This is a genomic window from Streptomyces sp. NPDC048696 (genome assembly GCF_043198895.1).
Classification (GTDB): Bacteria; Actinomycetota; Actinomycetes; order Streptomycetales; family Streptomycetaceae; genus Streptomyces.
In genome coordinates, this window is the sequence record NZ_JBICVJ010000001.1 from 349,739 (window position 1) to 375,039 (window position 25,301).

At 70.5% G+C, this 25,301-nt stretch carries 21 protein-coding genes; 11 read left to right on the plus strand and 10 right to left on the minus strand.

The window, feature by feature from the left end:
* Positions 1-325: 325 nt before the first annotated feature.
* The gene (locus ACGFRG_RS01620; RefSeq protein WP_393260245.1) at positions 326-3,343 is read left to right on the plus strand and encodes a VCBS repeat-containing protein; all 3,018 of its coding nucleotides are present in this window, start codon (positions 326-328) and stop codon (positions 3,341-3,343) included.
* 281 nt (positions 3,344-3,624) lie between these two features.
* Positions 3,625-6,138 carry a hypothetical protein gene (locus ACGFRG_RS01625; protein ID WP_393260248.1) on the plus strand — a complete coding sequence of 838 codons (2,514 nt, stop codon included), beginning with the start codon at positions 3,625-3,627 and terminating at the stop codon, positions 6,136-6,138.
* On the opposite strand, the gene ACGFRG_RS01630 is transcribed toward ACGFRG_RS01625, so the two are convergent.
* Positions 6,128-6,991, minus strand: a complete 864-nt coding sequence (locus ACGFRG_RS01630; RefSeq protein WP_361416851.1) for a LysR family transcriptional regulator — start codon at positions 6,989-6,991, stop codon at positions 6,128-6,130. The two genes, ACGFRG_RS01625 and ACGFRG_RS01630, sit on opposite strands and share 11 nt — an antisense overlap.
* A 164-nt stretch (positions 6,992-7,155) precedes the next feature.
* Between ACGFRG_RS01630 and ACGFRG_RS01635 the strand changes: the two genes are divergently transcribed.
* Entirely contained in the window at positions 7,156-7,755 is a 600-nt protein-coding gene (locus ACGFRG_RS01635; protein ID WP_393260250.1) for a short chain dehydrogenase, read from the plus strand.
* A gap of 178 nt (positions 7,756-7,933) precedes the next feature.
* Here ACGFRG_RS01635 and ACGFRG_RS01640 read toward each other — a convergent pair whose 3' ends face one another.
* Positions 7,934-8,704: a polysaccharide deacetylase family protein gene (locus ACGFRG_RS01640; RefSeq protein WP_361416857.1), complete on the minus strand. Its 771-nt coding sequence runs from the start codon at positions 8,702-8,704 to the stop codon at positions 7,934-7,936.
* Positions 8,705-8,999: 295 nt separating this feature from the next.
* On the opposite strand from ACGFRG_RS01640, the gene ACGFRG_RS01645 reads away from it, so the two are divergent.
* The gene (locus ACGFRG_RS01645) at positions 9,000-9,725 is read left to right on the plus strand and encodes a dienelactone hydrolase family protein (RefSeq protein WP_393260253.1); all 726 of its coding nucleotides are present in this window, start codon (positions 9,000-9,002) and stop codon (positions 9,723-9,725) included.
* 93 nt (positions 9,726-9,818) lie between these two features.
* Entirely contained in the window at positions 9,819-10,487 is a 669-nt protein-coding gene (locus tag ACGFRG_RS01650; protein WP_393260256.1) for a class I SAM-dependent methyltransferase, read from the plus strand.
* A gap of 97 nt (positions 10,488-10,584) precedes the next feature.
* Here ACGFRG_RS01650 and ACGFRG_RS01655 read toward each other — a convergent pair whose 3' ends face one another.
* Positions 10,585-11,202, minus strand: a complete 618-nt coding sequence (locus ACGFRG_RS01655; protein WP_361416866.1) for a TetR/AcrR family transcriptional regulator — start codon at positions 11,200-11,202, stop codon at positions 10,585-10,587.
* 165 nt (positions 11,203-11,367) lie between these two features.
* Between ACGFRG_RS01655 and ACGFRG_RS01660 the strand changes: the two genes are divergently transcribed.
* Together ACGFRG_RS01660 and ACGFRG_RS01665 are read left to right on the plus strand one after the other, a co-directional pair.
* Positions 11,368-12,324 carry an alpha/beta hydrolase family protein gene (locus tag ACGFRG_RS01660; RefSeq protein ID WP_393260258.1) on the plus strand — a complete coding sequence of 319 codons (957 nt, stop codon included), beginning with the start codon at positions 11,368-11,370 and terminating at the stop codon, positions 12,322-12,324.
* Positions 12,325-12,553: 229 nt separating this feature from the next.
* Positions 12,554-13,492, plus strand: a complete 939-nt coding sequence (locus ACGFRG_RS01665) for a GDSL-type esterase/lipase family protein (protein WP_393260261.1) — start codon at positions 12,554-12,556, stop codon at positions 13,490-13,492.
* A gap of 63 nt (positions 13,493-13,555) precedes the next feature.
* Here the strand turns inward: ACGFRG_RS01665 and ACGFRG_RS01670 are convergent, their stop codons facing one another.
* The gene (locus ACGFRG_RS01670) at positions 13,556-14,146 is read right to left on the minus strand and encodes a TetR/AcrR family transcriptional regulator (protein WP_393260264.1); all 591 of its coding nucleotides are present in this window, start codon (positions 14,144-14,146) and stop codon (positions 13,556-13,558) included.
* Between the two features lie 142 nt (positions 14,147-14,288).
* Between ACGFRG_RS01670 and ACGFRG_RS01675 the strand changes: the two genes are divergently transcribed.
* The 3 genes from ACGFRG_RS01675 to ACGFRG_RS01685 all read left to right on the plus strand — a co-directional run bounded on the left by ACGFRG_RS01675 (position 14,289) and on the right by ACGFRG_RS01685 (position 18,224).
* Positions 14,289-15,419, plus strand: coding sequence for an FAD-dependent oxidoreductase (locus ACGFRG_RS01675; RefSeq protein ID WP_393260267.1), 1,131 nt, complete (start codon positions 14,289-14,291; stop codon positions 15,417-15,419).
* 274 nt (positions 15,420-15,693) lie between these two features.
* Positions 15,694-16,158, plus strand: coding sequence for a hypothetical protein (locus tag ACGFRG_RS01680; protein WP_361416881.1), 465 nt, complete (start codon positions 15,694-15,696; stop codon positions 16,156-16,158).
* 359 nt (positions 16,159-16,517) lie between these two features.
* Positions 16,518-18,224: a ricin-type beta-trefoil lectin domain protein gene (locus ACGFRG_RS01685; RefSeq protein ID WP_393260270.1), complete on the plus strand. Its 1,707-nt coding sequence runs from the start codon at positions 16,518-16,520 to the stop codon at positions 18,222-18,224.
* An 84-nt stretch (positions 18,225-18,308) separates the two neighbouring features.
* On the opposite strand, the gene ACGFRG_RS01690 is transcribed toward ACGFRG_RS01685, so the two are convergent.
* A complete protein-coding gene (locus ACGFRG_RS01690; RefSeq protein ID WP_361416887.1) occupies positions 18,309-19,349 on the minus strand; it encodes a vWA domain-containing protein in 1,041 nt (346 codons plus the stop codon).
* A 130-nt stretch (positions 19,350-19,479) separates the two neighbouring features.
* A complete protein-coding gene (locus ACGFRG_RS01695) occupies positions 19,480-20,931 on the minus strand; it encodes an amidase (protein ID WP_393260272.1) in 1,452 nt (483 codons plus the stop codon).
* Between the two features lie 284 nt (positions 20,932-21,215).
* On the opposite strand from ACGFRG_RS01695, the gene ACGFRG_RS01700 reads away from it, so the two are divergent.
* The gene (locus ACGFRG_RS01700; protein ID WP_361416892.1) at positions 21,216-21,629 is read left to right on the plus strand and encodes a hypothetical protein; all 414 of its coding nucleotides are present in this window, start codon (positions 21,216-21,218) and stop codon (positions 21,627-21,629) included.
* 200 nt (positions 21,630-21,829) lie between these two features.
* Here ACGFRG_RS01700 and ACGFRG_RS01705 read toward each other — a convergent pair whose 3' ends face one another.
* From ACGFRG_RS01705 to ACGFRG_RS01720, 4 genes are all read right to left on the minus strand, one after another.
* Positions 21,830-22,234, minus strand: a complete 405-nt coding sequence (locus ACGFRG_RS01705) for a transglycosylase SLT domain-containing protein (protein ID WP_361416894.1) — start codon at positions 22,232-22,234, stop codon at positions 21,830-21,832.
* A gap of 472 nt (positions 22,235-22,706) precedes the next feature.
* Positions 22,707-23,819 (minus strand): ABC transporter substrate-binding protein, encoded by a 1,113-nt coding sequence (locus ACGFRG_RS01710; RefSeq protein ID WP_393260276.1) that lies wholly within the window; start codon positions 23,817-23,819, stop codon positions 22,707-22,709.
* Positions 23,816-24,364 carry a GNAT family protein gene (locus ACGFRG_RS01715; RefSeq protein WP_361418275.1) on the minus strand — a complete coding sequence of 183 codons (549 nt, stop codon included), beginning with the start codon at positions 24,362-24,364 and terminating at the stop codon, positions 23,816-23,818. The genes ACGFRG_RS01710 and ACGFRG_RS01715 overlap by 4 nt, the downstream gene beginning before the upstream one ends.
* A gap of 81 nt (positions 24,365-24,445) precedes the next feature.
* A complete protein-coding gene (locus tag ACGFRG_RS01720; protein ID WP_393260279.1) occupies positions 24,446-25,168 on the minus strand; it encodes a VOC family protein in 723 nt (240 codons plus the stop codon).
* Between the last annotated feature and the right edge of the window lie 133 nt (positions 25,169-25,301).

Sequence of the window (25,301 nt, forward strand, 5' to 3'; positions counted from 1 at the left end):
ACCGCCTCGCGTATTTCCGTCGTCCCGCTCTGCCGGACCGTTGAGTGAAAGCGCGCACGCCGCCCCCATGTTGAGAAATGGAACCGCAGCGACATTACGCACTCTTTACCTTTCATCGACCCCCCGAAGGTCCCGAAACGATCAGGACCAAAGTCCCGCAATACTCGAACTCCCCATCCCCATAGGTCCCGAATCGGAAGACGGACGCCCCCGGTCACGCGACCGAAAGACGCATCCATTACCTTCTCTTGACTCATCCACTTCCCGTATCCGCGCAGCACCGCGCCATTTGACGCCCCTTGAGGACCGTCGGAAAGGGCCAGCCTTGCCCACTCCCCCATCGCCCAGCGGTAGAGCGCTCCTCGCCTGGCGCCCCCTGGTCGCCTGTGCCCTCGCCGCCGGACTCACCGCCCTGGCCACGCCGGGCGCCGCGTTCGCCGCACCCGCACCCGCCTCCGGATCCCCGGCCGCTGACGCCGTGTCGCCCACCGGAGCCCAGCGCGCATCCGAGCGCGCCGCCGACACCGGCAAGCCGGTCGAGGTGACCTCGCAGCGCACCGAGCTCTCCACCACGTACGCCAACCCGTCGGGCACCTTCACCCGTGAAACGCACGCCGTGCCGATCCGGGTCCGCCAGGCGGGCAAGTTGGTGGACGCCGATCCGACGCTGGTGAGGGCGGCGGACGGGACCGTGCGGCCCAAGGCGACGACGGTCGGCATGGAGTTCTCCGGCGGGGGCGACGCCCCGATGGCGACCATCACCCGCGACGGCCGCTCCATGACCCTGGACTGGGCGGCCGAGCTCCCCGAGCCGAAGCTCTCCGGGGACACCGCCACCTATGCCGAGGTCCTGCCCGGCGTGGATCTGAAGCTGCGCGCGTCCGTCACCGGCTACCAGCAGCTGCTGGTCGTCAAGAACCGGGAGGCGGCGGCCAGTACGGAGCTGAAGAAGCTGCGCTTCGCGCTCACCACGGAAGGTGTCACGGCCAAGGCCGACGCGGCCGGCAACCTCACCGCCGTCAACCCGGCGGGCCAGGAGGTCTTCACCGCCCCCACCCCCTCCATGTGGGACAGCTCAGGCGTCGCCGAGGGCCAGGCCCCGCCGCTCAAGGCGCGCTCGATGGGTGCCGCGCTCGCCGCGCCGCAGGCCGAGCCCGCCGTCGAGGCACAGGGCTTCACCCCGGCGGTGGGCGCCAAGGAGACCACGATGCCCGCGAAGCTGGCGGGCGGCGCCCTGGAGATAGCCCCGGACCAGAAGCTCCTGACCGCGCCCGACACGGTCTTCCCCGTCCACATCGACCCGTACGTCTCGGGCGCCCGCAACAACTGGACGGCCGTCTCGAAGAGTTACCCGACGACGTCGTACTGGAACAAGAGCGACAACGTCGCCCGCGTCGGCTACGAGCAGGACACCGGCGGCGTCTGGCGTTCGTTCTTCACCATGGACGCGCGCAACCTGCACGACGCCGACAAGCAGATCGTCAAGTCGACGTTCCGGATCAAGAACACCCACTCCTGGTCCTGCACCAAGAAGCCCGTCGAGCTGTGGGACACCGGCACCATCAGCTCCGCCACCACCTGGAACAAGCAGCCCGGTTGGTCGAACAAGCTCGCCACGGTCACCGACGCCAGGGGCTGGGGCACCGGCTGTCCGGCGGGCAACCTGGAGTTCGACAACACCGCCAACGCCAAGAAGGCGCAGAGCAACAAGTGGCAGACGATGACACTGGGCCTGCGGGCCAGTGAGTCGGACACCTTCGGCTGGAAGAAGTTCGACGCCAAGTCGGCCGTCGTCTCCACCGAGTACAACACTGCGCCGAGCGTCCCGGCGGGCCTCGGCACCAGCCCTGCCACCCAGTGCGACGCCAGCCCGTACTCGGCGGTCGGCAACACCGACGTACAGCTGTACGCGAAGGTCACGGACGCCGACGGCGGCACCGTCAAGGGCCACTTCCGGGTCTGGCCGACCGGCTCGACCGCCGGCAACATCTTCGAGCAGACCGTCTCCGTGACCAGCGGCACGGTCGCCCGCGTGACCGTCCCCAAGGCCAAGTTCGCCGACCGTACCTCCTACTCCTGGCAGGTGCGCGCCGACGACGGCCGCACGCAGTCCGGCTGGACGGGCGTCCGCCGCTTCACGGTCTACAAGGACCGCCCGAGCCACCAGCCCGGCGTGAGCTCGCCGCAGTTCCCCGACGGGGCCGAGGGCTGGCCCGCGAACACCTCGCCGGTCCGCACCGAGGGCGTCTTCACCGTCACCAACGGCGGGGGCAAGGACATCGCCTCGTACGAGTACTGGTCGACGACGGACACAACCGTACGGACCGTCGAGCCCGCCGCGATCGGCGGTGACGTCACGATCAAACTGACCCCGGCCAAGGCCGGCCCACACACCCTGAACGTGCGCAGTCTGGACCGGGCGGGCAACCGCTCCGACGCACGCGGCTACCTCTTCTACGCCAACGGCCCCGCCACCCCCGACAAGGCGGGCGACATCAACGGCGACGGCCACCCCGACCTGTGGGCGGTCGACGGCGAGGGCACCCTCCAGCGCTACTTCGGCGACGGCACCGGCAAGGCGACCAGGACCATCGGCCCGGCCTCCGCGCCCGGCGCCTACGGCAACGCGAAGATCACCGCGCGCGGCGACTGGACGGACGACAGCTTCCAGGACCTGCTCGCGCTGATCCCGGACACCACCGAGAAGCGCGACCGCCTCTGGATCCACCCGAACGACGGGACCGGGGCGCCCGACGTCACCGAGCGGCGCGAACTGAACGTCTGGGACGAGGAGAACGCCCACTTCCGGGGCGCGGACCAGATCCTGGCGATCGGTGACGTGGACGGCCCGCTGGACCTGGACGGCGACGGGGTCATCGGCCCCGACGACCGCGCGGCGCACCCGGACCTGATCGTCAAGAAGGGCGACCACCTCTGGCTGTACTTCGGGTCGCCCTCCGGCTACCTGGACGAGTACCTGGAGCAGCCACCGGTCCTGCTCGGCGAGGGCGGCTGGTCGGCGTACGACCTGATGGCGCCGGGCGACCACACCGGCAACGGCCGGGTCGACCTGTTGGCCCGCGACCGGACCAACGGCGACCTGCGCCTGTACGAGGGCAAGGGCCCGCAGGGCGAGGGCCTGGGCGACGCCCCCAAGGTGATCGGCAGCGGCTGGACCCCCGCGTCCCGCCCGCTCGTCACGGCCACCCCCGACGTCACGGGCAACGGCAAGTCGGGCGCCTGGGCGACCGGCGCGAACGGCGAGCTGTACTTCTACCCGGGCCTCCAGGGCGGCGGCATCCCGGCGGGCTCGGGCCTGAAGGGATACAAGGCGCTGGGCTGAGGCGCCCGACGAACTCCTGGGGCACTGGACACTCATACCTGGGCGCGATCGAGAAGGGATTTGTCACCGGCCTGTGGCGCCTCTCCTCTGCTAACTGACGCCCAGTCACCTATCCGGCCGCGCCTCGCTGGCACGATCTCCGGCGAGGCGCTCAGGATGGTCCGGAATGCCCCTGTGCCGGACCGAAAGGCAGGACCATGCCGAAGCCACCGCGACGCGGGCCCGCCGGAAGACCGCCTGCCCGCCTGTGGCCGACGCGCCTGTGGCGGACGGCCCGGCGCGTGGTGGCTCTCGTGCTCGCGCTCGCCCTGGTGGGCACGGTCGGCCTCGCGCTGTCGGGCACGGCCGCCGCCGTCGGCAGGGGTACGTCGGATCTGCGTATCGCGTCCAAGCGGGCGTACTACAACAACAACCTCCGGTACGGGCAGAGCGAGACCATCACGCTCTACGTCTACAACGCCGGCCCCGACACCGCGCACACTGTCAGGAGCGAGGTGGGGTACGCGCCGTCTATGGACGGCGCCGCCGCCGTCGCGGAGGTCAGTCGGGCGCGCATCGTCAACGTCCAGCCGTCGAAGGCGATCGCCGAGGGAACCGTGCGCTGGCAGGGCTCGGCCGCACAGCCTCACTGCACCGTTCAGTCACGCACCGAGACCCTGTCCTGCGCGCTGCCCGATCTGGGGCCGGAGGAGGCGTTTGAGCTGAGGGTGCGCTTCCCCATGACCCACGAGACCTCCTATGCGGACCGCACCCGCCAGGCGACGGTGAGCGCGGCCACCTCGGACCCCGTGCCGGACAACAACACGGCCACGTACACCATCACGCCCAACCACGGGTCGGACCTGAGCAACACGGCGTACTGGAACACTCCGGGTGCGCTGCGTCAGTTGGATCCGCCCGGTGTGGGGCTGGGTCCGATCGCCCAGACGGATCTGAGGATCGCCTCCAAGCGCCGCGTCTACAACACCAACCTGGCGTACGGGCAGAGCGAGACCGTCACGCTCTACCTCTTCAACGCCGGTCCGGCCGTGGCCCAACAGGTCATGGTCTGGGTGGGCTACGCGCCCCACTCGCTGGACTACAGCACGGCGGCGAGCAGACCGGCGCTGCGCGGCACGACGGTGCCGCTGGGCACGCCACCGGGCGACGCCCCGGCGGATCTCCCCTGGTCCGCCGAGCCGACGGCGCCGTGCACGGTGGCGCCGAACGCCCCGTACCTCAACTGCCGACTGCCCGACCTGGGCCCGCAGCGGGCGGTGGAGCTGAGCCTGACGTTCCCGATGACCCACGAATGGTCCTACGCCGACCGCGACACCACGGCCCGGGTCACCACGAGTACGCAGGACATCGACGGCACCAACGACTCCACCTCGTACACCTTCACTCCCAACCACGGCAGCGATCTCAGCAACACGGCCTACTGGTACGCGCCCGGAGACCTGGACAAGCTCAACGGGCACGAGACCTGGGAACGGGGCCGCCCGTGCCAGAACGGCTGGCGCTCGGACACACCCGCGATCGTCCACGAGGGCAACAGCCCCACCCCGGTGACTCGGACGCTGGCGAACCTCCGGGACACCCTGAGCCGAACGCCGGTCTCCGTTCCCACCCTCGACCGGCAGGGCAGTCCGGCACTCCCGGCCCCCCTGACCTCGATCGCCACGGCGCCGCAGTCCGGGGCCTACCGCGTCGAGTTCTCCCTCGACGACCACCCCGACGACACCCAGGCCTACTTCGCGTCCCCCGACACGTTGCTGTCCCTGCTTCCCGTCTCCCACCCCGAGCTCGGCGGGCAGCCGGCCCCGTCCGTCATGGGCAGCTGGTTCCCGGTGCGGATGCTGTGGCCCGGCGCCGCCGTACGCGGCCTCAGCCGGAACGGAAACCCCGTCACGGGCCATGTCACCCAGCTCGAATACGTCCAGCCGGGCGCCACCGGCGGCCGATGGCTGCAGCCGACGGTGCACAGCCGCAGCCACAGTTACGTCGTCGGCACCGCGGGGAGCGGTGGGCTCTTCACCCACAACGGCGGCCGCCAGCAGTGCGGGCCCGCCAACGTTCCCGCCATGCTCGCCGGACTCCAGCGCATCGCCAACAACCTGCTCGCCACCACACCATCGCCGACGACCACCACACCGCGCCCCCGCCCGCACCTGCGCCCGCGCCCCTACCCGGCGCCCACCCCGCCGCCGCGCCGCGCCTGCCCGCCGCCGCTGCCCGCGGACGTACCCCGCCGGGACGAGGACGGCAACTGGCTGATCTACCTGTACGAGGCGGCCACGCCCGGAGTGGTGGCGAACGCCCGGGACGCCGTCGCCGAGGGGGCGCCCTGGCGGCTCACCTACTCCCCCGGCGTCGACCGCCGCCGCGACTCACTGCGCGGCTCGCCCGCCCAGAGCCAGCTGTTCAACCTCACGGCCGCGGAGATGCAGGGCCCGCAGGGCAACCGGCTGGGCCAGATCGACCGCGACGAGTACCCGCCGAACATCGCCGCGGAAGGCGGCGCCCCCGCACACATCATGTACATCGAGGCCACCGACAACCAGGACGCCGGACGGCTGATGGGCCAGCAGCTCCAGTGCTACACGGGCAGCGGCCCCCAGGGAGGCGACGCCGCCCGGCCGTCGGACCCACCCCAGCGGGTCGTCAACGGGCGCGTACACATGCAGCCCGGCGACACCTTCCGCTACGCCATCATCGACGAAAGCTACGAGGTGATCGAATACCTCGGGGACGGCTACGTCGACGATACCCAGATCCCGCCGCCGCCCTTCGGTTCACGCCCGACTACGCGCTGACCACTTCCCGTACCGCCGCGAGGAACTGCTCCGTACGCGGGTGGGTCGGGTGGGCCGGGCGGGCGAGGTAGACCGTGGTGACGGGCGCGTCGGCGAGCGGGACGAAGCGCACGCCCGGGTGGCCGTGGCTCTCCGCCGTGCCCGCCGCGCCCACGCCGAACGCGCCGCCGGTGGCGACGAGGTTCAGCCACTCGTCGACGTTGCGCACCGCGATCGTGCGGTGCGGGCGCTGCGCCGGGGGCCAGAGGTCCACCGAGGCGGTGCCGGTGTCCGGCCATACGGCCAGGGGGAGGGCCGGGCCGGAGGTGAGCTCCGCCAGACGCACCGTGTCGCGGCCCGCGAGCGGGTGGTCGTCGGGCAGAGCGGCGACCCGGTCCTCGGTGTACAGGGCCTCGGTGCGGATGCGCGGATCGGCGGGGACGGTACGGAGCACCGCCACGTCGGTGTCACCGGTGGCCAGGCCCGCGGTGCTGTTGTCCTGGCGGACCACTTCGAGCGGCGCGTGCGGGTGCTCCTGGCGCCACGTACGCAGCAGCGGGACGGTCTGCTGCCCGAGGACCGCGCAGGTGTAGCCCACGCGCAGCGGCCGGTCGACGGCGCGGGTGTCGGCGAGTGCCGCGTCGAGATGGGCGAGGATGGCGCGCCCGTGCCCCAGCAGGGTCTCACCGGCCTGGGTGAGGTCCAGATGCCGGGACGAACGGTCCACCAGGCTGACCCCCACGCGCGCCTCCAGTTGGGCGAGGGTGCGGGAGAGAGCGGGCTGCGTCATGTGCAGTCGGGCGGCCGCAGCGGTGACCGTGCCCGCCTCGGCGATGGCGGCCAGGGCCTTGAGGTGACGCAGTTCCACATCCATGCCTGGGAAGCATAGTCCCTGTCCAGACGGCATTTCCGGGCGCCGAGCGCGACCCGTAGCGTCGGATGCGCCGGGTGGTCGCCCGGCCCCCCGCCCCGGGGGCACTCCCCTGGGGCCGCCCGGCACGTCCCGGGCATTCGTTTCCAGGCGATGGATGGTGAGTTATGAGGATTCTTCTGGTCGGCGCGGCCGGCACGCTGGGCTCCGCGGTGCACACGGCGCTCACGGAGCGCGGCCACGAGGTGATCGGCGTGGGCCGCACGCGCGGGGACCTGATCGCCGACGTCACCGACCCGCAGTCCGTGGCCCGGCTCTACGAGCAGGCCGGTCCGCTGGACGCGGTGGCCGTAGCGGCGGGCGACGCCGTGTTCAAGCCGCTGGCCGAGCTGACCGCCGACGACTTCGCGGCGACGTTGCGCGGCAAGACGCTCAGCCAGTTGGAGCTGGTCCGTCAAGGCACCCGGCACGTGGCCGCGACCGGCTCGTTCTCACTGATCAGCGGGATCCTCACGGACGAGCCGATCGTGGCCGGGGCCGCCGCGTCCGCGGCCAACGGCGCGGTCGAGGCGTTCGTACGAGCCGCCGCGATCGAGCTCGCGCCGCAGCGGATCAACGCGGTGAGCCCGACGGTGGTCGAGGAGTCGCTGCCCGCCTACGGACCGTTCTTCGCGGGCATGGAAGCAGTCCCGGCGGCACGCGTCGCGACCGCGTACATCCGCTCGATCGAGGGGGCGCAGACGGGGCAGATATACCGAGTGCACTAGAGATCGCGGCCGGGCGAGCCCCTGACCGTATGTATGTCGAGGGCTCGCCCGCCACGAAGAGGGCTGACCTGATGCCGCCGACTGCCCGTCGGCCATGGGGGAACGCGGTTCTTGTCAATTGCGCCTGGCGGCGTGCGGGTCCGGGGCCACATACGCCGGGACCGGCCGGGGTCGGGGCTCAGCGCACCGGGAAGCCGAAGGAGTAACCCTGCTCCTTGAGCCGGGGAAGGAGGCGGCGCAGGGCCGCGACGGTCTGGGTGCGGTCGCCTCCCGCGTCGTGGAACAGGAGTGTCGGTCCGTTGTGCAGCTCCCGCTCGACGGTCGCCACGATGGCGTCCGTCCCCGGACGCTCGAAGTCCTTGGAGTCCACGTTCCAGCCCAGCGGGCGCATGCCCCGGGACGCGGCGAGCTCGCGGCTGTACGGGGTGAAAGCCCCGCCGGGCGCCCGGTAGTACATGGGCCGTACGCCCCCGGACGCTTTGGTGATCATGCTTTCGGCGTCGAGTATCTCCTGCGACTGGTAGGTCTGGGGCTTCTTGTCCATGGAGGTGTCGTGCGACACCGAGTGGTCGCACAGCCGGTGCCCGTCCGCGACCACCTTCTTCACGACGTCCGGGTGGGCCTGCGCCTGCGTTCCCACCATGCAGAACGTGGCCTTCACCCCGTACTCCCGCAGCAGGTCGAGCACTTGAGGGGTCCACCTGGGGTCGGGGCCGTCGTCGATGGTGATGTTGACGCCGCGCGCCCCCGCGTCCGAGGCGTGCGCGATGGTCGTCGCGACCGGCTTGACGTCGCTGTCCGGCGTGGCCGAGGCGGCCGCCTTCGGTGACGCGTCGCCGGCACCGGCCTGCGCGGTCCACACCGAGGCACCGGTGGCGAGCACCGCCACCCCGAGCGCCGCCCCGACCACCTTGCCGTACCAGACCCGCCCGCCGACGTGCCGTGCCATGTCCGCCCCTTTTCCCGCATTCCCTCGCTGATCCCCGGTCACCTCGCGACCACCTGGCAGGACGAGGAACGTTGGCCAGAGGATGCGTCTGTTACGGATCACGGACAATTCCGGGAAAGATCGCGGACAACTCCCCGCGAACGGTGGCCGGAACCGGGCCGGCCCGGCCCGATCCCGCCTGTTCGGGCACGGGACCTCGTAAGCCATCGCCGCAGTGCAGTGGCACACCCTCACTGTTCCGCCAGCCGTGAACAGCCTTCCGACCGGGCTCGGTTGATCTCTACAGTCCAGTCTCATGGCGACGATTACCACGCGTACGGTCGAGTACCCGGCCGATGGCTTGACGATGATCGGGCACCTCGCGCTCCCGGCCGGTGCCGACCGCCGGCCCGCGGTGCTGCTCGGACCAGAGGGAATGGGGCTCAGCGACGTCGAGCGCCGCCGGGCCGACGCTCTGGCCGAGCTGGGATATATAGCGCTGGCCTTCGACCTTCACGGCGGGCGCTATCTGGCCGACCCCGAGGAGATGCTGGCCCGTTGCCTGCCACTGCTCGCCGATCCCGACCGGATGCGGGGCATCGGGCACGCGGCGCTCGACGTGTTGCGCACCGAACCGCGGACCGACCCCGACCGGATCGCCGCCGTCGGCTATGGCACCGGGGGCGCCGTCGGTCTTGAACTCGGGCGCGACGGCGTCGACCTGCGCGCGATCGGGACGGTCAACGCGCTGACCACGGGCCGACCGGGCGAGGCGGCGCGCATCCGCTGCCCCGTGTGGGCCGGGGTCGGGTCGGAGGACCCGATCATGCACGCTGAGCAACGGGACGCGTTCACCGCCGAGATGCAGGCCGCGGGCGTCGACTGGCGCCTCTCGGTCTACGGCGGCGCCCTGCACGCCTTCCACCACCCTCCGGTCGACCACCCCACAGTCCCCGGCGTCGCCTACCACCCCCAGCACGCGCAGCGAGCCTGGCGCGACGTCGTCGACCTGCTCGCCGAGTGCCTGCCCGTAACGGAGTGATCTGGTCGGCAACCGAGACTCCACCGCGACTCCGGGTCGCGAGCCAGGCCCCCCACCCGTCCCAACGTCCCCGCACGGTCTTATCGTTGCGCGATGCGCGCACAACACATTGACCGCCCAGCCGATCTCGACGTGGTACGTGAGTCCTATGACCGGGTGGCCGACAACTACGCCCACATGGTGACGACGACGGGGATGGGCGACATCCGTAGACATCCGTGGCTCAAGGCGCCGATCGACGCCTTCGCCGACACCGTGAGCGGGCTCGGGCCCGTCCTCGACGTCGGCTGCGGGCCCGGAACGGTGACCGCCTACCTCGCCGAACGCGGGCTCGACGTGTCCGGAGTGGATCTCTCCCCTCGCATGATCGAGAACGCGCGCCGCCTCCATCCGCAGTGCCGCTTCAGCGTCGCCTCTGCCACCGAACTCGACCTCGGCGAGGCGTCCCTCGGCGGCGTACTCGGGTGGTGGTCACTGTTCAACCTCCCCCGCGACGTGCTTCCGCAGGTCCTCGCCCTGTTCGCGCGCGCGTTGAAGCCAGGCGGGCACCTCATCACGGCGACACACGTCGGCGACGAGGACGTCGTGCGCACCGAGGCCTACGGCGATGTACCCGTTCGCTGGACGACACACAAATGGCGGCCGGAACAACTCGTGGACCTGATCGAGCAGGCCGGACTGCACCCGGTCGCCGAACTTCGGCTCCCCGCGGATGAGCACAGCGGGCCGGGTGTGGTCGTCATGGCCAAGCAACCCGGCTGAGCACCAGGCGTCCGAAGCGCCACAAGTTCCCGTGCCGGGCACCTCCATCAGGAGGTGCCCGGCACTCGATGGTGCGGCCTCGCCTACGCCGAAGGGGTCATGACGTGCCGTCAACGCCAAGTGGCCGGGGCTGCCGCAGCCCCTGGAGGAGCAGTTCGATCAGCCGACGGGGATCGTAGCGGGGGTCGCTGTCACGCCCGATGCAGAGGTTGCCGATGCCGCGCATCAGCTCGTAGGGCTGTACGCCGGGCCTGATCTCGCCGGCCTCGACCGCCGCGTCGAGCAGTTGGGCGCAGACCGGCATCAACCGGTCGAGGAAGTCGGTGTGCAGCGCGGCGAACCGGTCGCTGTCGGACTGCAGGGCATCGGCGAGCCCGTGCTTGGTGACCAGGAAGTCGACGAAGAGGTCGACCCACTGGCGTAGCGCCTCGAACGGGAGCGCGGCTTCGGCGAGCAGCTTCGGGCCGGCCTCGGCGCATGCCTCGATCTGGTGACGGTAGACGGCGGTGACGAGGTCCGCCCGCGTCGGGAAGTGGCGGTAGAGCGTCCCCAGCCCGACGCCCGCCCTGGCCGCGATCTCCCGGATCGGCGCGTCGATCCCCGAGGTCACGAACACCTCCGCGGCGGCATCGAGCAGCGTCTGCCGGTTGCGCGTCGCGTCTGCCCGTTTGCTGCGGGCAGGCGCCCCCTTGGACTGGCCGTCTGGCGTGGGCACCACGCACTCCTTCCGATGACTATTGACTAAACGGATCGCCGATCCGTATCGTAAGTGGAACAGCGATCCGCTTTGAGGATAGCTGACGGCGGGCGTTACGGACCGCCTCACCCTCTGCTGCCTGCCTGCGATCAGCAGCAGAAGCCACCGAAGGGCATCCCCACCATGAGTGCACCTGCATACACAGGCGACACCGTCATCCCGCCCACCCCCGTCGTCTCGGTCGGCCCGGTGGTGTTGCCGACGCCCGGCCGCGCCACGGACCTGCAACTGCGGGTCTCCGCCCCGGCTACCGGGAGCGAGCTGCCGGTCATCCTCCTCTCACACGGTCTCGGCCCCTCCAACAACCTGTCCTCGCTGAACGGCTACGCCCCCCTCGTCAACCACTGGGCGGCACACGGCTTCGTCGTGATCCAGCCCACCCACCTGGACTCCAGGACGCTGAGCCCGAATCCGGAGGCCCAGGGGTCGCCGCACTGGCGCACCCGCGCCGAGGACATGACCCGCATCCTCAACCGGCTCGACGCGATCGAGGATGCCGTCCCGCAGCTCCGCGGCCGCCTCGACCACAGCCGGGTCGCCGTGGCCGGGCACTCGATGGGCGGGCACACCGCGAGCCTGCTCCTCGGCGCCCGGCTCACCGATCCGCACGACGGAACGGAAGTAACCCTGGCCGAGCCCCGGATCAAGGCGGGCGTGCTGCTCGCCGCGCCCGGCCGGGGCGGCGACGCGCTGACCGAGTTCACGGTCGAGAACTACTCGTTCTTCCTGACCACGGACTTCTCCACGATGACGACGCCCGCGCTCGTGGTCGCCGGGGACAAGGACGACTCCGCCTTCCTGACGGTCTGGGGCCCGGAGTGGCACACCGACCCGTACCTCCTCTCCCCCGGCCCGAAGTCCCTGCTCACCCTGTTCGACGCCGAGCACGGGCTCGGCGGGATCTCCGGATACGACGTCGCCGAGACCACGGACGAGAACCCCGAACGCGTCGCCGCCGTCGCCCGGCTCGCCTCGGCCTACCTGCGCAGCGAGCTCTACCCCGGGGACCCCGCCTGGCAGACGGAGCGGGAGGCGCTGGACGCCGACCCCGACCCACTCGGACGGATCGCGTCCAAGTAGGTCGTATCGAAGTAGGCCGTATCGAAGTAGGCCGTATCCAGGTAGGTCGTATGGAGCGGGGCCCCTGTCCGCCCATGGGGCCAACACGGCGGTCCGGCACGCGAGGTGGGGCTCGGGGCGCCGGACCGCCGCCAAGGGCGTACGGGACGGAAGGATCGCTGGTCAGGCGGCCCGAGGCGGCCGTTAGGGTGATCCGACAGATCATTCGAGAAAGGCCGCGTACCCCACAGTGACCACGTCACGCCCCCACACCCTGTTCTCCTTCGGCACGCTGATGGACGAGCAGGTCCAGACCGCGCTCTTCGGCCATGCCGTGCCCACGTCTCCCGCGTCGTTGACCGGATACACGACGAGGCCCCTGCCGATCACCGACCCGTCCGTGATCGCCACCAGCGGCCTCGACGTCCACCTGACCCTGCGGCGCAAGTACGGCGCCGTGGTCGAGGGGGCGGTCCTGCACCTCACCGACCAGGACCTCGCCGCGGCCGACGCCTACGAAGTCGACGACTACGCCCGCCGACGAGTGCGGCTCACCTCCGGCGAGAGCGCCTGGGCCTACCTCGACGCGAAGCCGCTGCGCTCGGCGGCGCGCATCGTGGTGGTGGGCGACAGCATCGCCTACGGACGCTGTGACCCGCGCGGCGGATGGGCCGCCCACCTGGCGGCGGACCACATCGCCGCGAACGAGAGCGAACACCGCGTCTTCAACCTGGCCATCCCCGGCAGCACCCTGCGCGACGTCAGCGAGCAGACCCCTGGCCTGCTCGCCGCCCGCCTGCCCGACACGCTCCTGGTCGCCGCCGGTGTCAACGACTCCGCCCTTCCCTTCGCCACCGCACAGACCGGTGATGACGCCCTGGCGTACGTCACGGACCGGCTCGACTCTCTGGCCGCCACCGCCTTCGGGCACAACACACGGCTCGTCGTCGCGGGCCCGATCTGGCTCGACGAGGAACGCACCCGCGACTATGAGGGCCTGCGGTTCACCGAGGAGCGGGCGCTGGTCCTGCGTGAGGCCGCACGGTCCTGGTGCGAGGAGAACTACGTCGACTTCCTCGACATGTGGGAACCCCTGCGCAAGCGCACCGACCTGCTCTTCGACGGCCTGCACCCCACCCCCGAAGGCCACCGGGCGCTCCATCAGCACCTGGACACCCTCGGCCGCTGAACCGGCAGCGGGTGCAGGCGACTTCGGGGCGTACGGGCATTCCCCCCAGGCCGGTCGCCGCCGTCACCGCACCGCGGGACCGGTGACGCTCCATCCGTGTTCGAGGAGGTCGAAAGCGACGTCGACGGCTCGTTCGGGGTCGTCGGCGTGGCGGGCGAGGGCGGAGGTCTCCAGGGCGAAGCGGGCCAGGGCCGCGCTGCGCGGGTCGTCGGGTGCGACGCCGAGGTCTTGGGCGATGGCGCGCGCGAGGGCGTCCTGATGGCGCATCCACATGCGGTGGCCGTAGTCGCTGAGGGCGGGGGTGGCCCTCACCAGGTCGAGGAAGTCGGCGTGGCGAGTGTCGGAGTCGGCCGCGTGGATGCGGACGCGCTTGACGTACGCGCACAGGGCCTGCGGGATCGTCATGCCCGGGGTGCGGTCGCGGACGGCGGCGACGAGGCCGGCTTCCTGGTCGGCCTCCTCGTCGAAGACAAGCGCCTCTTTGCTGGGGAAGTGCTTGAGAAGCGTGGTGGTGGACACGTCGGCGGCCTCGGCGATCTCGTGCAGGGTCACCGCGTCGTAGCCGCGTTCGAGGAAGAGGCTCAGGGCGGCGTCGGCGAGTGCCTGGCGCGTGGCGGCCTTCTTGCGTTCGCGCCGTCCTACAGGTGTCGTCATGCTCACATCGTACACAAAGGTGTCCGACCCAAAAAGTTGTACCGTTGCACTTATTGAGTGATCGTGCTTTTGTGGAGGGGCCGGACCGGTACCGACCGCGCCGGCCCCTGCCCCCGCACACTCGCGACATGGAGAAACGACCGTGAACCGTATCGCCGTCATCGGCGCCGGACCCGGCGGCCTGACCTGCGCCCGCATCCTCCAGAGCCACGGCATCGACGTCGCCGTCTACGACTGCGACGCCTCCGCGACCGCCCGCAACCAGGGCGGCACCCTCGACATGCACCCCGACACCGGGCAGCACGCCCTGCGTGCCACCGGGCTGTGGCACGACTTCACCGCGCTGGCCCGCCCCGAGGGCGAGCAGATGCGGCTGGTCGCCCGCGACGGCCGCATCCTGTTCGACGCCGCCCCGCCCCAGGACGGCCAGGGCAACCCCGAGATCGACCGCGGGCAGCTCCGCGACCTCCTGCTCGACTCCCTCGCCCCCGGTACCGTCCGATGGGGCCACAAGCTGGAGCGCACTGAACCGCTCGGCGACGGCCGCCACCGCCTGCACTTCGCCCACGGTCACCACACGGAGACCGACCTGGTCGTCGGCGCCGACGGCGCCTGGTCCCGCGTGCGTCGTGTGCTGACGGACGCGGTCCCGCTCTACACCGGTGTCACGTTCGTCGAGACGGGCCTCAACGACGCCGACAACCGGCACCCGTCACTGGCCGCCCTCACCGGCAACGGCACCATGATGGCCCTCGACAACAACCTCGGCTTCATCGCCCAGCGCAACGGCGGCGGTCACATCCGCGTCTACATCGGCTTGCGCACCCCCCAGGACTGGCACCGGCAGGAGGGCGTCGACCTCACCGCCCCCGCCGCCGTCCGCGACGCCCTCCTGCACCGGTCCGCGGACTGGAGCCCGCTACTGCGCGGCTTCATCACCGACACCGACACGGGATACGTCAACCGCCCGCTGTTCGCCCTGCCCGTCCCGCACACCTGGGAACCCACCCCCGGTGTCACCCTGCTGGGCGACGCCGCCCACCTGATGTCCCCCTTCTCCGGCATGGGCGCCAATCTCGCCATGCGCGACGGCGCCGACCTCGCGCAGGCCCTCATCGAGCACGCCATCGTCGACGACGCCGTCACCGCTTACGAGAAGCTCCTCGTTCCCCGCTCCGTCGAAGCGGCCGAGGGAGCCGCTGAAGGCATCGCCGGTGCCTTCTCCGTGGACAGCGCCGAGCAGACCCTCGCCCACATGACCGCCCACCACTGACACCCGCCCAAGCCCAGCGCCTACCGTTCGATCACTCTCCAGCTGCTCGGAGTCGCACCACCTGTGTGTCACCTCCGAGTCCCCGGACTCCCCCTGTATTCACGGGAGTTGGAGTGCACGCCGAACGGAGTCGGAACAGCCGACTCCGCTCTTCCACCAAGTGCGTCCCAAGATCTGGTCTGGGAATGGTTAACCTCCGATCGCATGCCATTGCCGTCCAGCAGCGTGATCCGCGACCAAGATCCCCCGGCTGACACACGTCCCAGGAGGCGTCATGTCGCGTACCCGCAAGAAGCTGTTCGGTCTGCTCGCCAGCACAGCCGCGATCAGCGCGAGCATCGCCCTGTCCACCCCCGCCCAGGCGGTCACGAGCTGGGCCGGCGGCGCCCCCTGCCGGGGCAGTGCCCCCGCCGGGTTCGGCGTCACGCTCAACCCCTGCGCGTACCAGGGCTCGGCGGGCGTCCACTCGGTGGACCCCAAGGTCTGGGTGTGGTCGGGAACCACCGATGTCCGCGTCCACTTCCAGGTCTTCACCGTGGTCAACGGCAACCAGCTCGGTTCGCCCGCCTCTTCCGACCACAACGAACTCCTCCCCAGAGGCGCCGGCAACGTGCTGATCGGCAACAACCCTTCCGTCACCGTCACCAACTGCTACGGCGGCCCGTACGTGGTGAAGTCCTGGATAACCGAGTCGGGCGTCCCGTACGGCGATGTGGAGAGCCCGCAGTTCTGGTGCTGACATCACGGCGGCGTTGAGAGTCGAGATACGAGGGTTCGCACCCCTCCTCGCCGCACGCGCCCGACGTTGAAACGGGGTGAAGTCGGCCCGGGTCGAGGAAGCGGCTCGGTGAAACGGACCGAGAGACCGCGACCCCGCCCGGGCCGGCTCCACCCCCACAGATCATCCAAGCCCTCGCGAAGCGGCCCTTCGCCCGATCCGGGACCCGCCGCTCACACCCTCATCTCCCTTTTACCGCACGGTGATTGAAGCTGCTCGAAACGGAGCGCTACAGTGCAGAACCGATCAGCAATGGGTCTCACCCGCTCCTCCCGAGCGCCACCCCGCACGTTCCCCTTCTCACCGCAGAGGAGATCACCGTGCCCAGCCCCCCACGTACACCGCGCCGACGCACCGCACTTGCCGTGCTCACGGCCGCGCTGCTCTGTCTGCCGCTCACCACCGCCGCCACCGCGCACGCCTCCCCCTCCCCCGCCTCGCCTTCCCTCGCACAGTCGGCCCCGACCCCGCCCATGGGCTGGAACGACTGGGCCCACTACCAGTGCGGCGTCACCGAGCAGACCGTCACCGCCAACGCCGACGCCCTCGTCTCCATCGGCCTGGCCGCCAAGGGCTACACCACGGTGACCGTGGACGACTGCTGGATGGCCAAGTCCCGTGACACGCAAGGGAACCTCGTCGCGGACCCCGTCACGTTCCCGCACGGCATGGCCTGGCTCGGCTCATACCTCCACGGCCGCGGACTGCGCTTCGGGATCTACGAGGACGCCGGGTCCGCGACCTGCGGCGGCTACCCCGGCAGCGGGCGGCCCCAGGGCGGCGGCGCCGACCACTTCGCCCAGGACGCCGCCTCGTTCGCCGCATGGGGCGTGGACTACCTCAAGCTGGACGGCTGCAACGTCTACACGGCGACCGGGCAGACCCAGGAGCAGGCCTACCGGCAGGCGTACGACGCCCAGGCCGCGGCCCTGCGCGCGAGCGGCCGCGACATCGCGTTCTCCGAGTCGGCGCCCGCGTACTTCCAGACCGGTGAGTGGGGCAGTCCCACCTGGTTCGACGTACTGTCCTGGGTCGGATCGGACGGCCAACTCTGGCGTGAGGGCTGGGACATCGCCACGTATGACCCGGCCCACCCGACTGCGAGCCGATGGTCCAGCGTCCTCTCCAACTACGGCTACAACCGTTGGATCGGCCGCTACGCCAAGCCCGGAAACTGGAACGACCCGGACTTCCTCATCGCGGGCGCCGGCGGGCTCAGCGACGACGAGTCCCGCAGCCAGATGGCTCTGTGGTCGATGATGGCCGCACCCCTCATCCTCTCCTCCGACGTCTCCCGGCTCACCCCGGCCGCGCGCTCCGCACTCGGCAACACCGACCTGATCGCGGTCGACCAGGACAGCCTCGGCCGGCAGGCGAGCGTGGCGTCCACCAACGGCACCACCGACGTCCTCGTCCGGCCGCTGGCCGGCTCGGACCGGGCGGTCGCGGTCCTCAACCGCGCATCGACAGCCCGCACCGTGACCACATCCTTGGCGGATATCGGCCTGCCCGGCTGCACGGTGACCGCCAAGGACCTCTGGACCGGGGCCACTTCGACCGCCGGCAGCGGCCTCACGGCCACCGTTCCCGCGCACGGCACGGCGATCTGGCGGCTCACGCCCGGCGCCGGGTGCGGCACCGCCGTCCCCACCGGCCAGCTCACGGGCAACGGCGCCAAGTGCGCGGACGTCACCGGCAGCGGCACCGCCGACGGCACACCGACGATCCTCTACACCTGCACCGGCAACCCCAACCAGCGCTGGACCATGCCCACTGACACCAGCGTGCGGTCACTGGGCAAATGCCTGACAGCGGCCGGTACGACCCCCGGAAGCCCGGTCACCCTCTCCACATGTGCAGGCACACCCGCCCAGCACTGGACCGCGAAACCCGACGGGACCCTGGTCAACAACGCCTCGGCCCTGTGCCTCGACGTCTACGGTGGCGGCACGGCCGACCTCACCAAGCTCGACGTGTGGACCTGCGGCCATCTCCAGGCCAACCAGGTGTGGTCCCTGCCCGGCTGACCCGCCGTCATGACCCGCCGTCGCCGACGCACCGGCGTTCCCGCAGGCCAAGGCCACGGCCCTGGCCTGCGGGAGCGGGTCGCATCAGATCATCAGCAGGAGCCGTGTGTGCGCCACGAGCTTCCGGTTCACGCTGGTGCTCTGCACGAAGATGGTGAAGTCGTCGTTGTGGTCCGGCTTGACGCGGGCCTCCGCATCCGGCAGGCCGAGCAGGGCCCGGGCCTCCGGCCCCGTGTACACCCGGTCCGTCTTCTTCTCCAGCACCGCGATCTGCTTCCGCGCCTGGATCTTCTCCGACTTGCTCAACTGATAGAACGCGCAACCGGTGCGGTAGGTGTGTCCGCACTCGATGACCCAGTCGCGTATCGCCGCTTCCCGCGCCACCGGGATCAGCTGGTACTGGGAGGGATCCACCGGGGTGAGGCCGGCCGCCTCGATGGTGTCCTTGTTGACCGCCTCGGCACCCGTGGAGAACACCGCCCGCGATCCCCGGATGCCCTGGGCGCGGCCCACCATGAAGTTCTCGGTGGCCTGGCGGATGACCTGCCCGGCCTCCTCCAGGCCGCGGGTGCTGGTGGCGTCCCAGATGGCGATGTTGTCCTTGGGGAAACCGCACTGCATGGCCTCCCGCTTGCCCATCTGGTCCGGTACCAGCACGGCCAGCGTCCAGTTGTCCTGCTGCGTCGCGATCATCTCGGCGACCGCCTTGACCAGGGCACGCGGATCCCTGCCGAGGGCGTCCGGGCTGCGGTGGCTCGCGTTCTCCTGCCCGTCGGTCAGCACGAACGTCAGGAAGCTGTGGTCGCCGTACAGTTGCGCCGTCTGCGCCAGCTCCCGCTGCGACTTCAGCGCGGCCGCCAGCAGAGCCGTCATCCCGCCGACCCGGTACAACTGCTTCAGGGACGGCATCCGCAGCACGTCCTTGTCGTAGATGACGCACTCCACCGTGTCGGCGAACACGTACACCGTCACACGGGTCTCCTGCTCCAACTCCCGTGACCGGCGGGCGAGGTAGGCGATCTGCTGGTCGGCGACTTCGACGACCTTGCCGCTCAGGTGCGACATGGACGAACTGGCATCCAGCACAAGAGCGACGTGATTGATGTAGTTCTGGCTTACGGACATGGCAGGTCCCCCTCGTTCCGACCGACTCGATACTTCGATCGTCCCACCCACCACTGACAATCGATCTTGGCTCCGGTGCCGGACGAAGACAGTCACCGGAGCCGGACCGAGAGCGCCCGGGCCGTACGCCCTACTCCGGTACCTCGAAGCCGCCGATCTTCTCCTCAAGCAGTTCGGCCAGCTTCAGCGGGGTACGGTCCTCGAACATCGGCCCGATGAGCTGCACTCCCACCGGCAGCCCCTCGGGGGACCGGCCCGCCGGTACGGCGGTGGCGGGCAGCCCGGGCATGGTGGCCACACCGGCGAGGACGAGCTGGTCGAAGTACGGGTACTCGACGCCGTCGATGTCGATCCGGCGTTCCCTCGGATCGGGGTTGTGGTCGTGCGGGAACGCGGGAGTGGGCGTGATGGGACACACCACGACGTCGAACTCGGCGAAGAGCTGCCGCCAGCCGTGGCGGTGCAGCTCGCGACGGCCGTTCGACTCGAGCCAGTCGCGGTGGCTGAACACCATCGCCCGCAGCCGCTCCGCGTCGAGACTCCGGTCGTCCGGGCTCAGCTGGGCGGCGTGGGTCCGCAGCTCCTCGTAGCCTTCGACGGGAAAACGCGCGACCGCGCCGGAGAACAGCAACTGCGTGTAGAGCATCGCGGCGTCGGTCAGATCGGGCAGCAGCGGACTGTGCCGCTCGACGCGGGCTCCGGCGGCGACAAGAGCGTCCGCCACCCGGTTCACGCCCGCCCGCACCGCGGACCCGGTCGGAATGAGTGGATGCTCCTCGACGATCAGGACCCGGAAGTCGCCCAGCCGCTCGTGGCGCGCGGGCGGCAGAGTCAACGAATGCGCCACACCGAACGTCAGCGGATCCGGCCCGGCCATGACATCGAGCAGAAGCGTCAGGTCACGGGCACTGCGCGCCATCGGGCCGACGACCGCGAGGTCGGAGTCGGCCGGCAACGGCGGCGCGGGCGGCGGGACCATACCCCGGATCGGCGCCAGCCCGAGCGTCGGCTTGTGCGCGTAGACACCGCAGAAGTGCGCGGGAGTGCGCAACGAGCCGGCGAGGTCGGAACCGATGGACAGCGCGCCGAAGCCGGACGCCAGAGCCGCCGCCGATCCGCCGGAGGAGCCACCCGACGTACGGCTGTGATCCCACGGGTTGTTGGTGGTGCCGTAGATCTCGTTGAAGGTCTGTATGTCCTGGAGGCCCACGGGCACATTGGTCTTGCCGAGGATCACCGCGCCCGCGGCCTTCAGCCGCGACACCTGCACCGCGTCCTCGGCCGGCATGAAGTCCCGGTGTGGCGTCATGCCCCACGTCGTGGGCAGCCCGGCGATGTTGTAGGACTCCTTCACCGTGACCGGAATGCCGAGCAGCGGCGCGTCCTCACCTCGGGCGCGCGCCTGGTCGGCGTCGCGCGCGGCGGCCCGCGCACGGTCGAAGTCCGGCACACAGATCGCGTTGACCGCTTGGTCGTCGCGCTCGATGCGGGCGATCGCCTCGTCGGTCAGTTCCACCGAACTCACTTTTCCGGCACGCAAAGCAGCCGCGAGTTCTTCGGCCGTAGCAAAATTCGACGTCATGAATCCGACCGTACCGGCCCCTGGACGAGGGCACGAAATACCACGTAACGCAACGGGGGAACAGCCCATCCCGGGCGTTGCTGCCTGCCCAACTGCCAAGCGCTCACACCGACTTCGTCCGCGTCGACTCAGCAGCTTCCGTGTTTCACAACGGTGACAAAGCCGAGGCAACGGCCACCGCGTCCAGGCTCTCTTCCCGTGCGTAAGTCCGCCGGATCGGTGGGGAGCCTGACCACTCCCGTCCGGTCCGGCGGTGACCACAGCGACCACAGGAGAGGGAAGCCATGATCACGCGTAATCGCCGCACGGCACTGCGGGGGGCGGCCGTCGGCACCATGGCGGCGGCCACCATCGCCCTGGCGGCAGGGGGCGCCTGGGCGAAGTCGGACATCACGTTCACGGCCGGTCCGCGCACCGCGCGCCTCGGTTCGGCCGTCCACCTCGCCGGGCACGGCATGGATGACAACTCCACCTACAACCGGTTCTGCGTGCAGCAGCGGTCGGGCTCGGGTGGCTGGGTGACGGTGCGGTGCTCGCACGGCGGCTACAACGGCGGCGGGCGCCTGGACTTCACGGTGCGCCCGGCGCATCGCGGCCAGTGGCAGTACCGCGCCGTACTCACCGAGGCGTCCTCGCCCACGTCCAAGCACACCCGGATACACCAGACGTCGCAGGTCAAGACCGTCCAGGTGCGCTGACCACGGTGCCACACCGCCCGCAGCCCATCCGGTGGATCTTGCCTGGGCCACGGGGGCGTGGTGCGTCCGTGCCCGTACGGATCGGCGTAACGGTCCCACGACGTGGCAGTTCTCGTAAGGGATCGGCCAGAACAACGCAAGAGCGCTCGGCCGGGATGTCCCGGCCGAGCGCTCTTGTGTGTCTACTGTCCGCTGGCGGCTTAGTACCAGTGGTGGGCCTGCCAGAAGTTCCAGGCGCCGACGGGGCTGCCGTAGCGGGAGTTCATGTAGTCCAGGCCCCACTTGATCTGGGTGGCCGGGTTGGTCTTCCAGTCCGCACCGGCGGAGGCCATCTTCGAGGCCGGAAGGGCCTGGACCAGGCCGTAGGCGCCGGAGGAGGCGTTCGTGGCGGTGTGGTCCCAGCCACTCTCGCGGGACACGATGTTGTTGAAGGCCGCGAACTGCGCCGGGTCCTTGATCATCTGCTGGGCGATCGCCTTCTCGCTCATCGGAGCCGCCTGGGCGGGGACCGTGGCGAACAGGGAACCGGCGGCACCGAGGGCGACGACAGCGCCCGCAAGGGTCTTCTTGGAAGCGGCGACGCGGCGGATGACAGAGATGGACACAGAGGGGCCTTTCGAAGGGGACTAGGACGGTCGCGGCATGTCGAAGACATGCGTGAGCCACTCACGCGAGGGAGAGGGGTTCGTCTGCGGCGGGTGAAGCACCCGTGCCGCCCGGCGACTCATCCAGTTCTACCGACGCCCCGGCCGCCTGGCAACGACCCCTTCTACTAGCGGGCGTCGCAGCGGGGGTGCAGGGCGGGCCCCATGGCCCGCAAGGTATTCATGCAGGTGGGAGCCCGCCCGAGCACCCGGCATCCGGGCTGTGGGGAGCTACTAGTCCCCTACGTATGTGACGTGGGCCCTATGGGGCGAGTCACCTCCGCAAGGCCTGAATGTCACAGTCTGTAGCGGATTGTTCCCGTTGACGGTGGGGGTGGAATGACGTGATCGGTCTCGAATCGAAGGGGATGAATCGGTCAAATACCGCTTTTCTCTGCCTTCAGTGTCACTCTCGGTGACACGCCGCCCACGCTCAGCCGAAATGAAGGACCCGGAAGCGATCGAGGTCCGCCGGATCCCGGTCGACGACCTGGACCGGCGCCCAGGCCCATTGCCGAACGCTGATGCCCGGCGTGCGGGAGAACCGGATCTCTCCGCGAGTGCCTTCGACCGCGACGAGCGGCCAGGCCGCGGCGGTGCTCGTCCGGTCCGCGCCGTGCTTACGCAGTACGTCGGCGAGGACGGTGACCGTGTCGTAGCCCTCGAAGGCGACGAAAGAGGGTGCTTGGGCCAGCCGTGCGCGCAGGGCTGCCTCGACTCTTGTGCCCAGAGGGCCCAGGCACTCGGGTAGATAGCGCAGGAACGGGATCGCGGCGCCGTCCTCACCCAGCAGCGCTGCCCACTCGCTGAACTCCGGCTGCCCGGCCGGAGCACCGATCAGCATCTCGGTGAGGCGCTGGTCACCGCGTACGGCCTTGACGATCGACACGGCCGGATCCGGGTGGCCGACCAGAAGGAGGAGGGCCGTGGCGCGCTGGTCGACGAGCGCGTCGCACACGGCCGTGGGGGCGAGCGCGCTCATGTCGAGTTCGACGACGGTGGCGCCGCGTGCGACGAGGTGGTCCCGCAGGATGCGGGTGCCGGATGCCCAGTAGACGCTCGGCTGCGTCGCGACGGCGATGCGGCGGTGGCCCGCGTCGAGCAGGTGGTCCGCGTAGATCCGCCAGCCGTGGGACTGTGCCGGGGCGAGGCGCGCGACCCATGGTGTCGGCTGTTCGGTGAGCGCGTCGAGAACCGCCGACGAGCAGAGGAACGGCAGGCCGAGGGCGTCGGCCCGGGCGGCGACGGCGCGAGCGACGACACTGTGGTACTCCCCCGCCAGGGCGACCACGCCCAGGCTCGCCAGTTCGTCCACGGCCGCCGCGGCGCGCTCCGGATCCGCCGCGGTGTCCCGGACCACCAGCTCCAGTGGCTTTCCGAGGATCCCGCCGTCGTCATTGATGTCATCGACGGCCAGTTCGAGTCCGGCGAGCAGGTGCCGACCCGCCTCGACCCAGCCGGGCCGGGTCAGCGGAACGAGAGCGCCGATCCGGACCGACGACCCGCCGGTCCGCTCAGCTCCGGACGGCGAAGGTGGCGTGCTCATGCGCCGGTGGGCGGGTCGTCGTGCAGCAGCCGCTGGAAGAGGCGGTGGTCGCGCCAAGCACCGTTGATGTGCAGATACTTGGGCGCGGTGCCGTACTGCTCGAATCCCGCCTTGGCGAGCACGCGCTGCGAGGCGATGTTGTCGACCAGTGTGCTCGCCTCAACGCGGTGCAGACCGATCTCCTCGCGGGCGATGCGGCAGACCTCCTGCACCGCGGCCGTCGCCAGTCCCCGGCCGGCCCACTCCTGGTCCACCCAGTAGCCGAGGCCGCCGCTGCGGAACGGACCGAGGGCGATGCTGCCGAGGTTGATGCCCCCGACGGGCGCGCCACCGGCCGCCTCGATCAGTACGTACGGCCGTAGGCGCCCGGCCTCGCGCTCCGTGAGCAGTGCGTCGATCCTGGCGAGTTGGCCGTGCTCGGTGTAGAACTCCTCGGGCCGGTACGGCTCGAAGGGCCGCATCGACACACGGTTGCGGCGCAACGACTCGGCCAGACCGGCCGCGTCCGCGAGTGTGACCTCGCGCATCTCCACCCCGTCGATCATCACCAGCGCAGCATACTGACCGGGACCCGCGGGCCGTTTCCGGGGCCCCGGCACTCTCGGCGCGTCAGCGGGACGGGACCGCTACCGGGGCCTTCGTAGGGAGAACTCGTTGCCGTCGGGGTCGAGCAGCAGCGTCCGGCCGGTATCGCTCTCGCCGGTGCCAGGGCGCGTCGCACCGAGCGAGATCAGACGGTCGACCTCCGTCTCCCAGTCGGCGCCGGCGGGGAGCGCCAGCTCGAAGTACAGCCTGTTCGTACCCGTCTTGGGCGCGACCGGAGGGCCACCCCACGTGATCTTCGTACCGCCGCTCGGCGATTGGATCGCGGTCTCCTGGTCCTGGTCCCAGACCAGCGGCCACCGCAGCGCCTCGCTCCAGAAGTATCCGACCTCCTGCGTACCGTCGCAGGCCAGCGCTCCGATGAAGCCGGTGTCCGCGAGGAACTTGTTGCCCGCCGCGATGACGCAGAACTCGTTGCCGTCCGGATCGGCGAGCACCACATGTCCCTCTTCCGGGAGTTGGCCCACATCGATGTGTTTCCCGCCGAGCTCCAGCGCCCTGGCCACGGTCTGCCGCTGGTCCTCCGGGGAGGCGCTCGTCAGGTCGAAGTGCGCCCGGTTCTGGCCGGTCTTCGGCTCCTGGCCCGGCAGGAAACGGATACGGAACCCGGCGGCGTCAAGGGGCACAAGCGCGACACCGTCGTCCGGACCGTCGGCCAACTCCCAGCCCAGAACCCCGGACCAGAAGCGCGCCAGGCCCGCGGGATGGGGTGTGTTGAAGCAGATCGCGAACAGGTCACTGGTCATACCCCGTGCATCTCCGATCCCTGACGGCCGATACGGCGCCTCGCCCGACGCGCGAGCGCAGCCTGGGGATGGCCGTGCGGCACCCGCATCCCAATTTCCCTCGCGGAGAGCCTGGTTGGCGGTGCGACAGGGC

Excerpts from the sequence above, each read along its gene's own strand:
- ACGFRG_RS01630 (WP_361416851.1), bottom strand. The coding sequence starts at position 6,991 with ATGGATGTGGAACTGCGTCACCTCAAGGCCCTGGCCGCCATCGCCGAG.
- ACGFRG_RS01635 (WP_393260250.1), top strand. The coding sequence starts at position 7,156 with ATGAGGATTCTTCTGGTCGGCGCGGCCGGCACGCTGGGCTCCGCGGTG.
- ACGFRG_RS01640 (WP_361416857.1), bottom strand. The coding sequence starts at position 8,704 with ATGGCACGGCACGTCGGCGGGCGGGTCTGGTACGGCAAGGTGGTCGGG.
- ACGFRG_RS01645 (WP_393260253.1), top strand. The coding sequence starts at position 9,000 with ATGGCGACGATTACCACGCGTACGGTCGAGTACCCGGCCGATGGCTTG.
- ACGFRG_RS01650 (WP_393260256.1), top strand. The coding sequence starts at position 9,819 with ATGCGCGCACAACACATTGACCGCCCAGCCGATCTCGACGTGGTACGT.
- ACGFRG_RS01660 (WP_393260258.1), top strand. The coding sequence starts at position 11,368 with ATGAGTGCACCTGCATACACAGGCGACACCGTCATCCCGCCCACCCCC.
- ACGFRG_RS01670 (WP_393260264.1), bottom strand. The coding sequence starts at position 14,146 with ATGACGACACCTGTAGGACGGCGCGAACGCAAGAAGGCCGCCACGCGC.
- ACGFRG_RS01680 (WP_361416881.1), top strand. The coding sequence starts at position 15,694 with ATGTCGCGTACCCGCAAGAAGCTGTTCGGTCTGCTCGCCAGCACAGCC.
- ACGFRG_RS01690 (WP_361416887.1), bottom strand. The coding sequence starts at position 19,349 with ATGTCCGTAAGCCAGAACTACATCAATCACGTCGCTCTTGTGCTGGAT.
- ACGFRG_RS01695 (WP_393260272.1), bottom strand. The coding sequence starts at position 20,931 with ATGACGTCGAATTTTGCTACGGCCGAAGAACTCGCGGCTGCTTTGCGT.
- ACGFRG_RS01700 (WP_361416892.1), top strand. The coding sequence starts at position 21,216 with ATGATCACGCGTAATCGCCGCACGGCACTGCGGGGGGCGGCCGTCGGC.
- ACGFRG_RS01710 (WP_393260276.1), bottom strand. The coding sequence starts at position 23,819 with ATGAGCACGCCACCTTCGCCGTCCGGAGCTGAGCGGACCGGCGGGTCG.
- ACGFRG_RS01715 (WP_361418275.1), bottom strand. The coding sequence starts at position 24,364 with ATGATCGACGGGGTGGAGATGCGCGAGGTCACACTCGCGGACGCGGCC.
- ACGFRG_RS01720 (WP_393260279.1), bottom strand. The coding sequence starts at position 25,168 with ATGACCAGTGACCTGTTCGCGATCTGCTTCAACACACCCCATCCCGCG.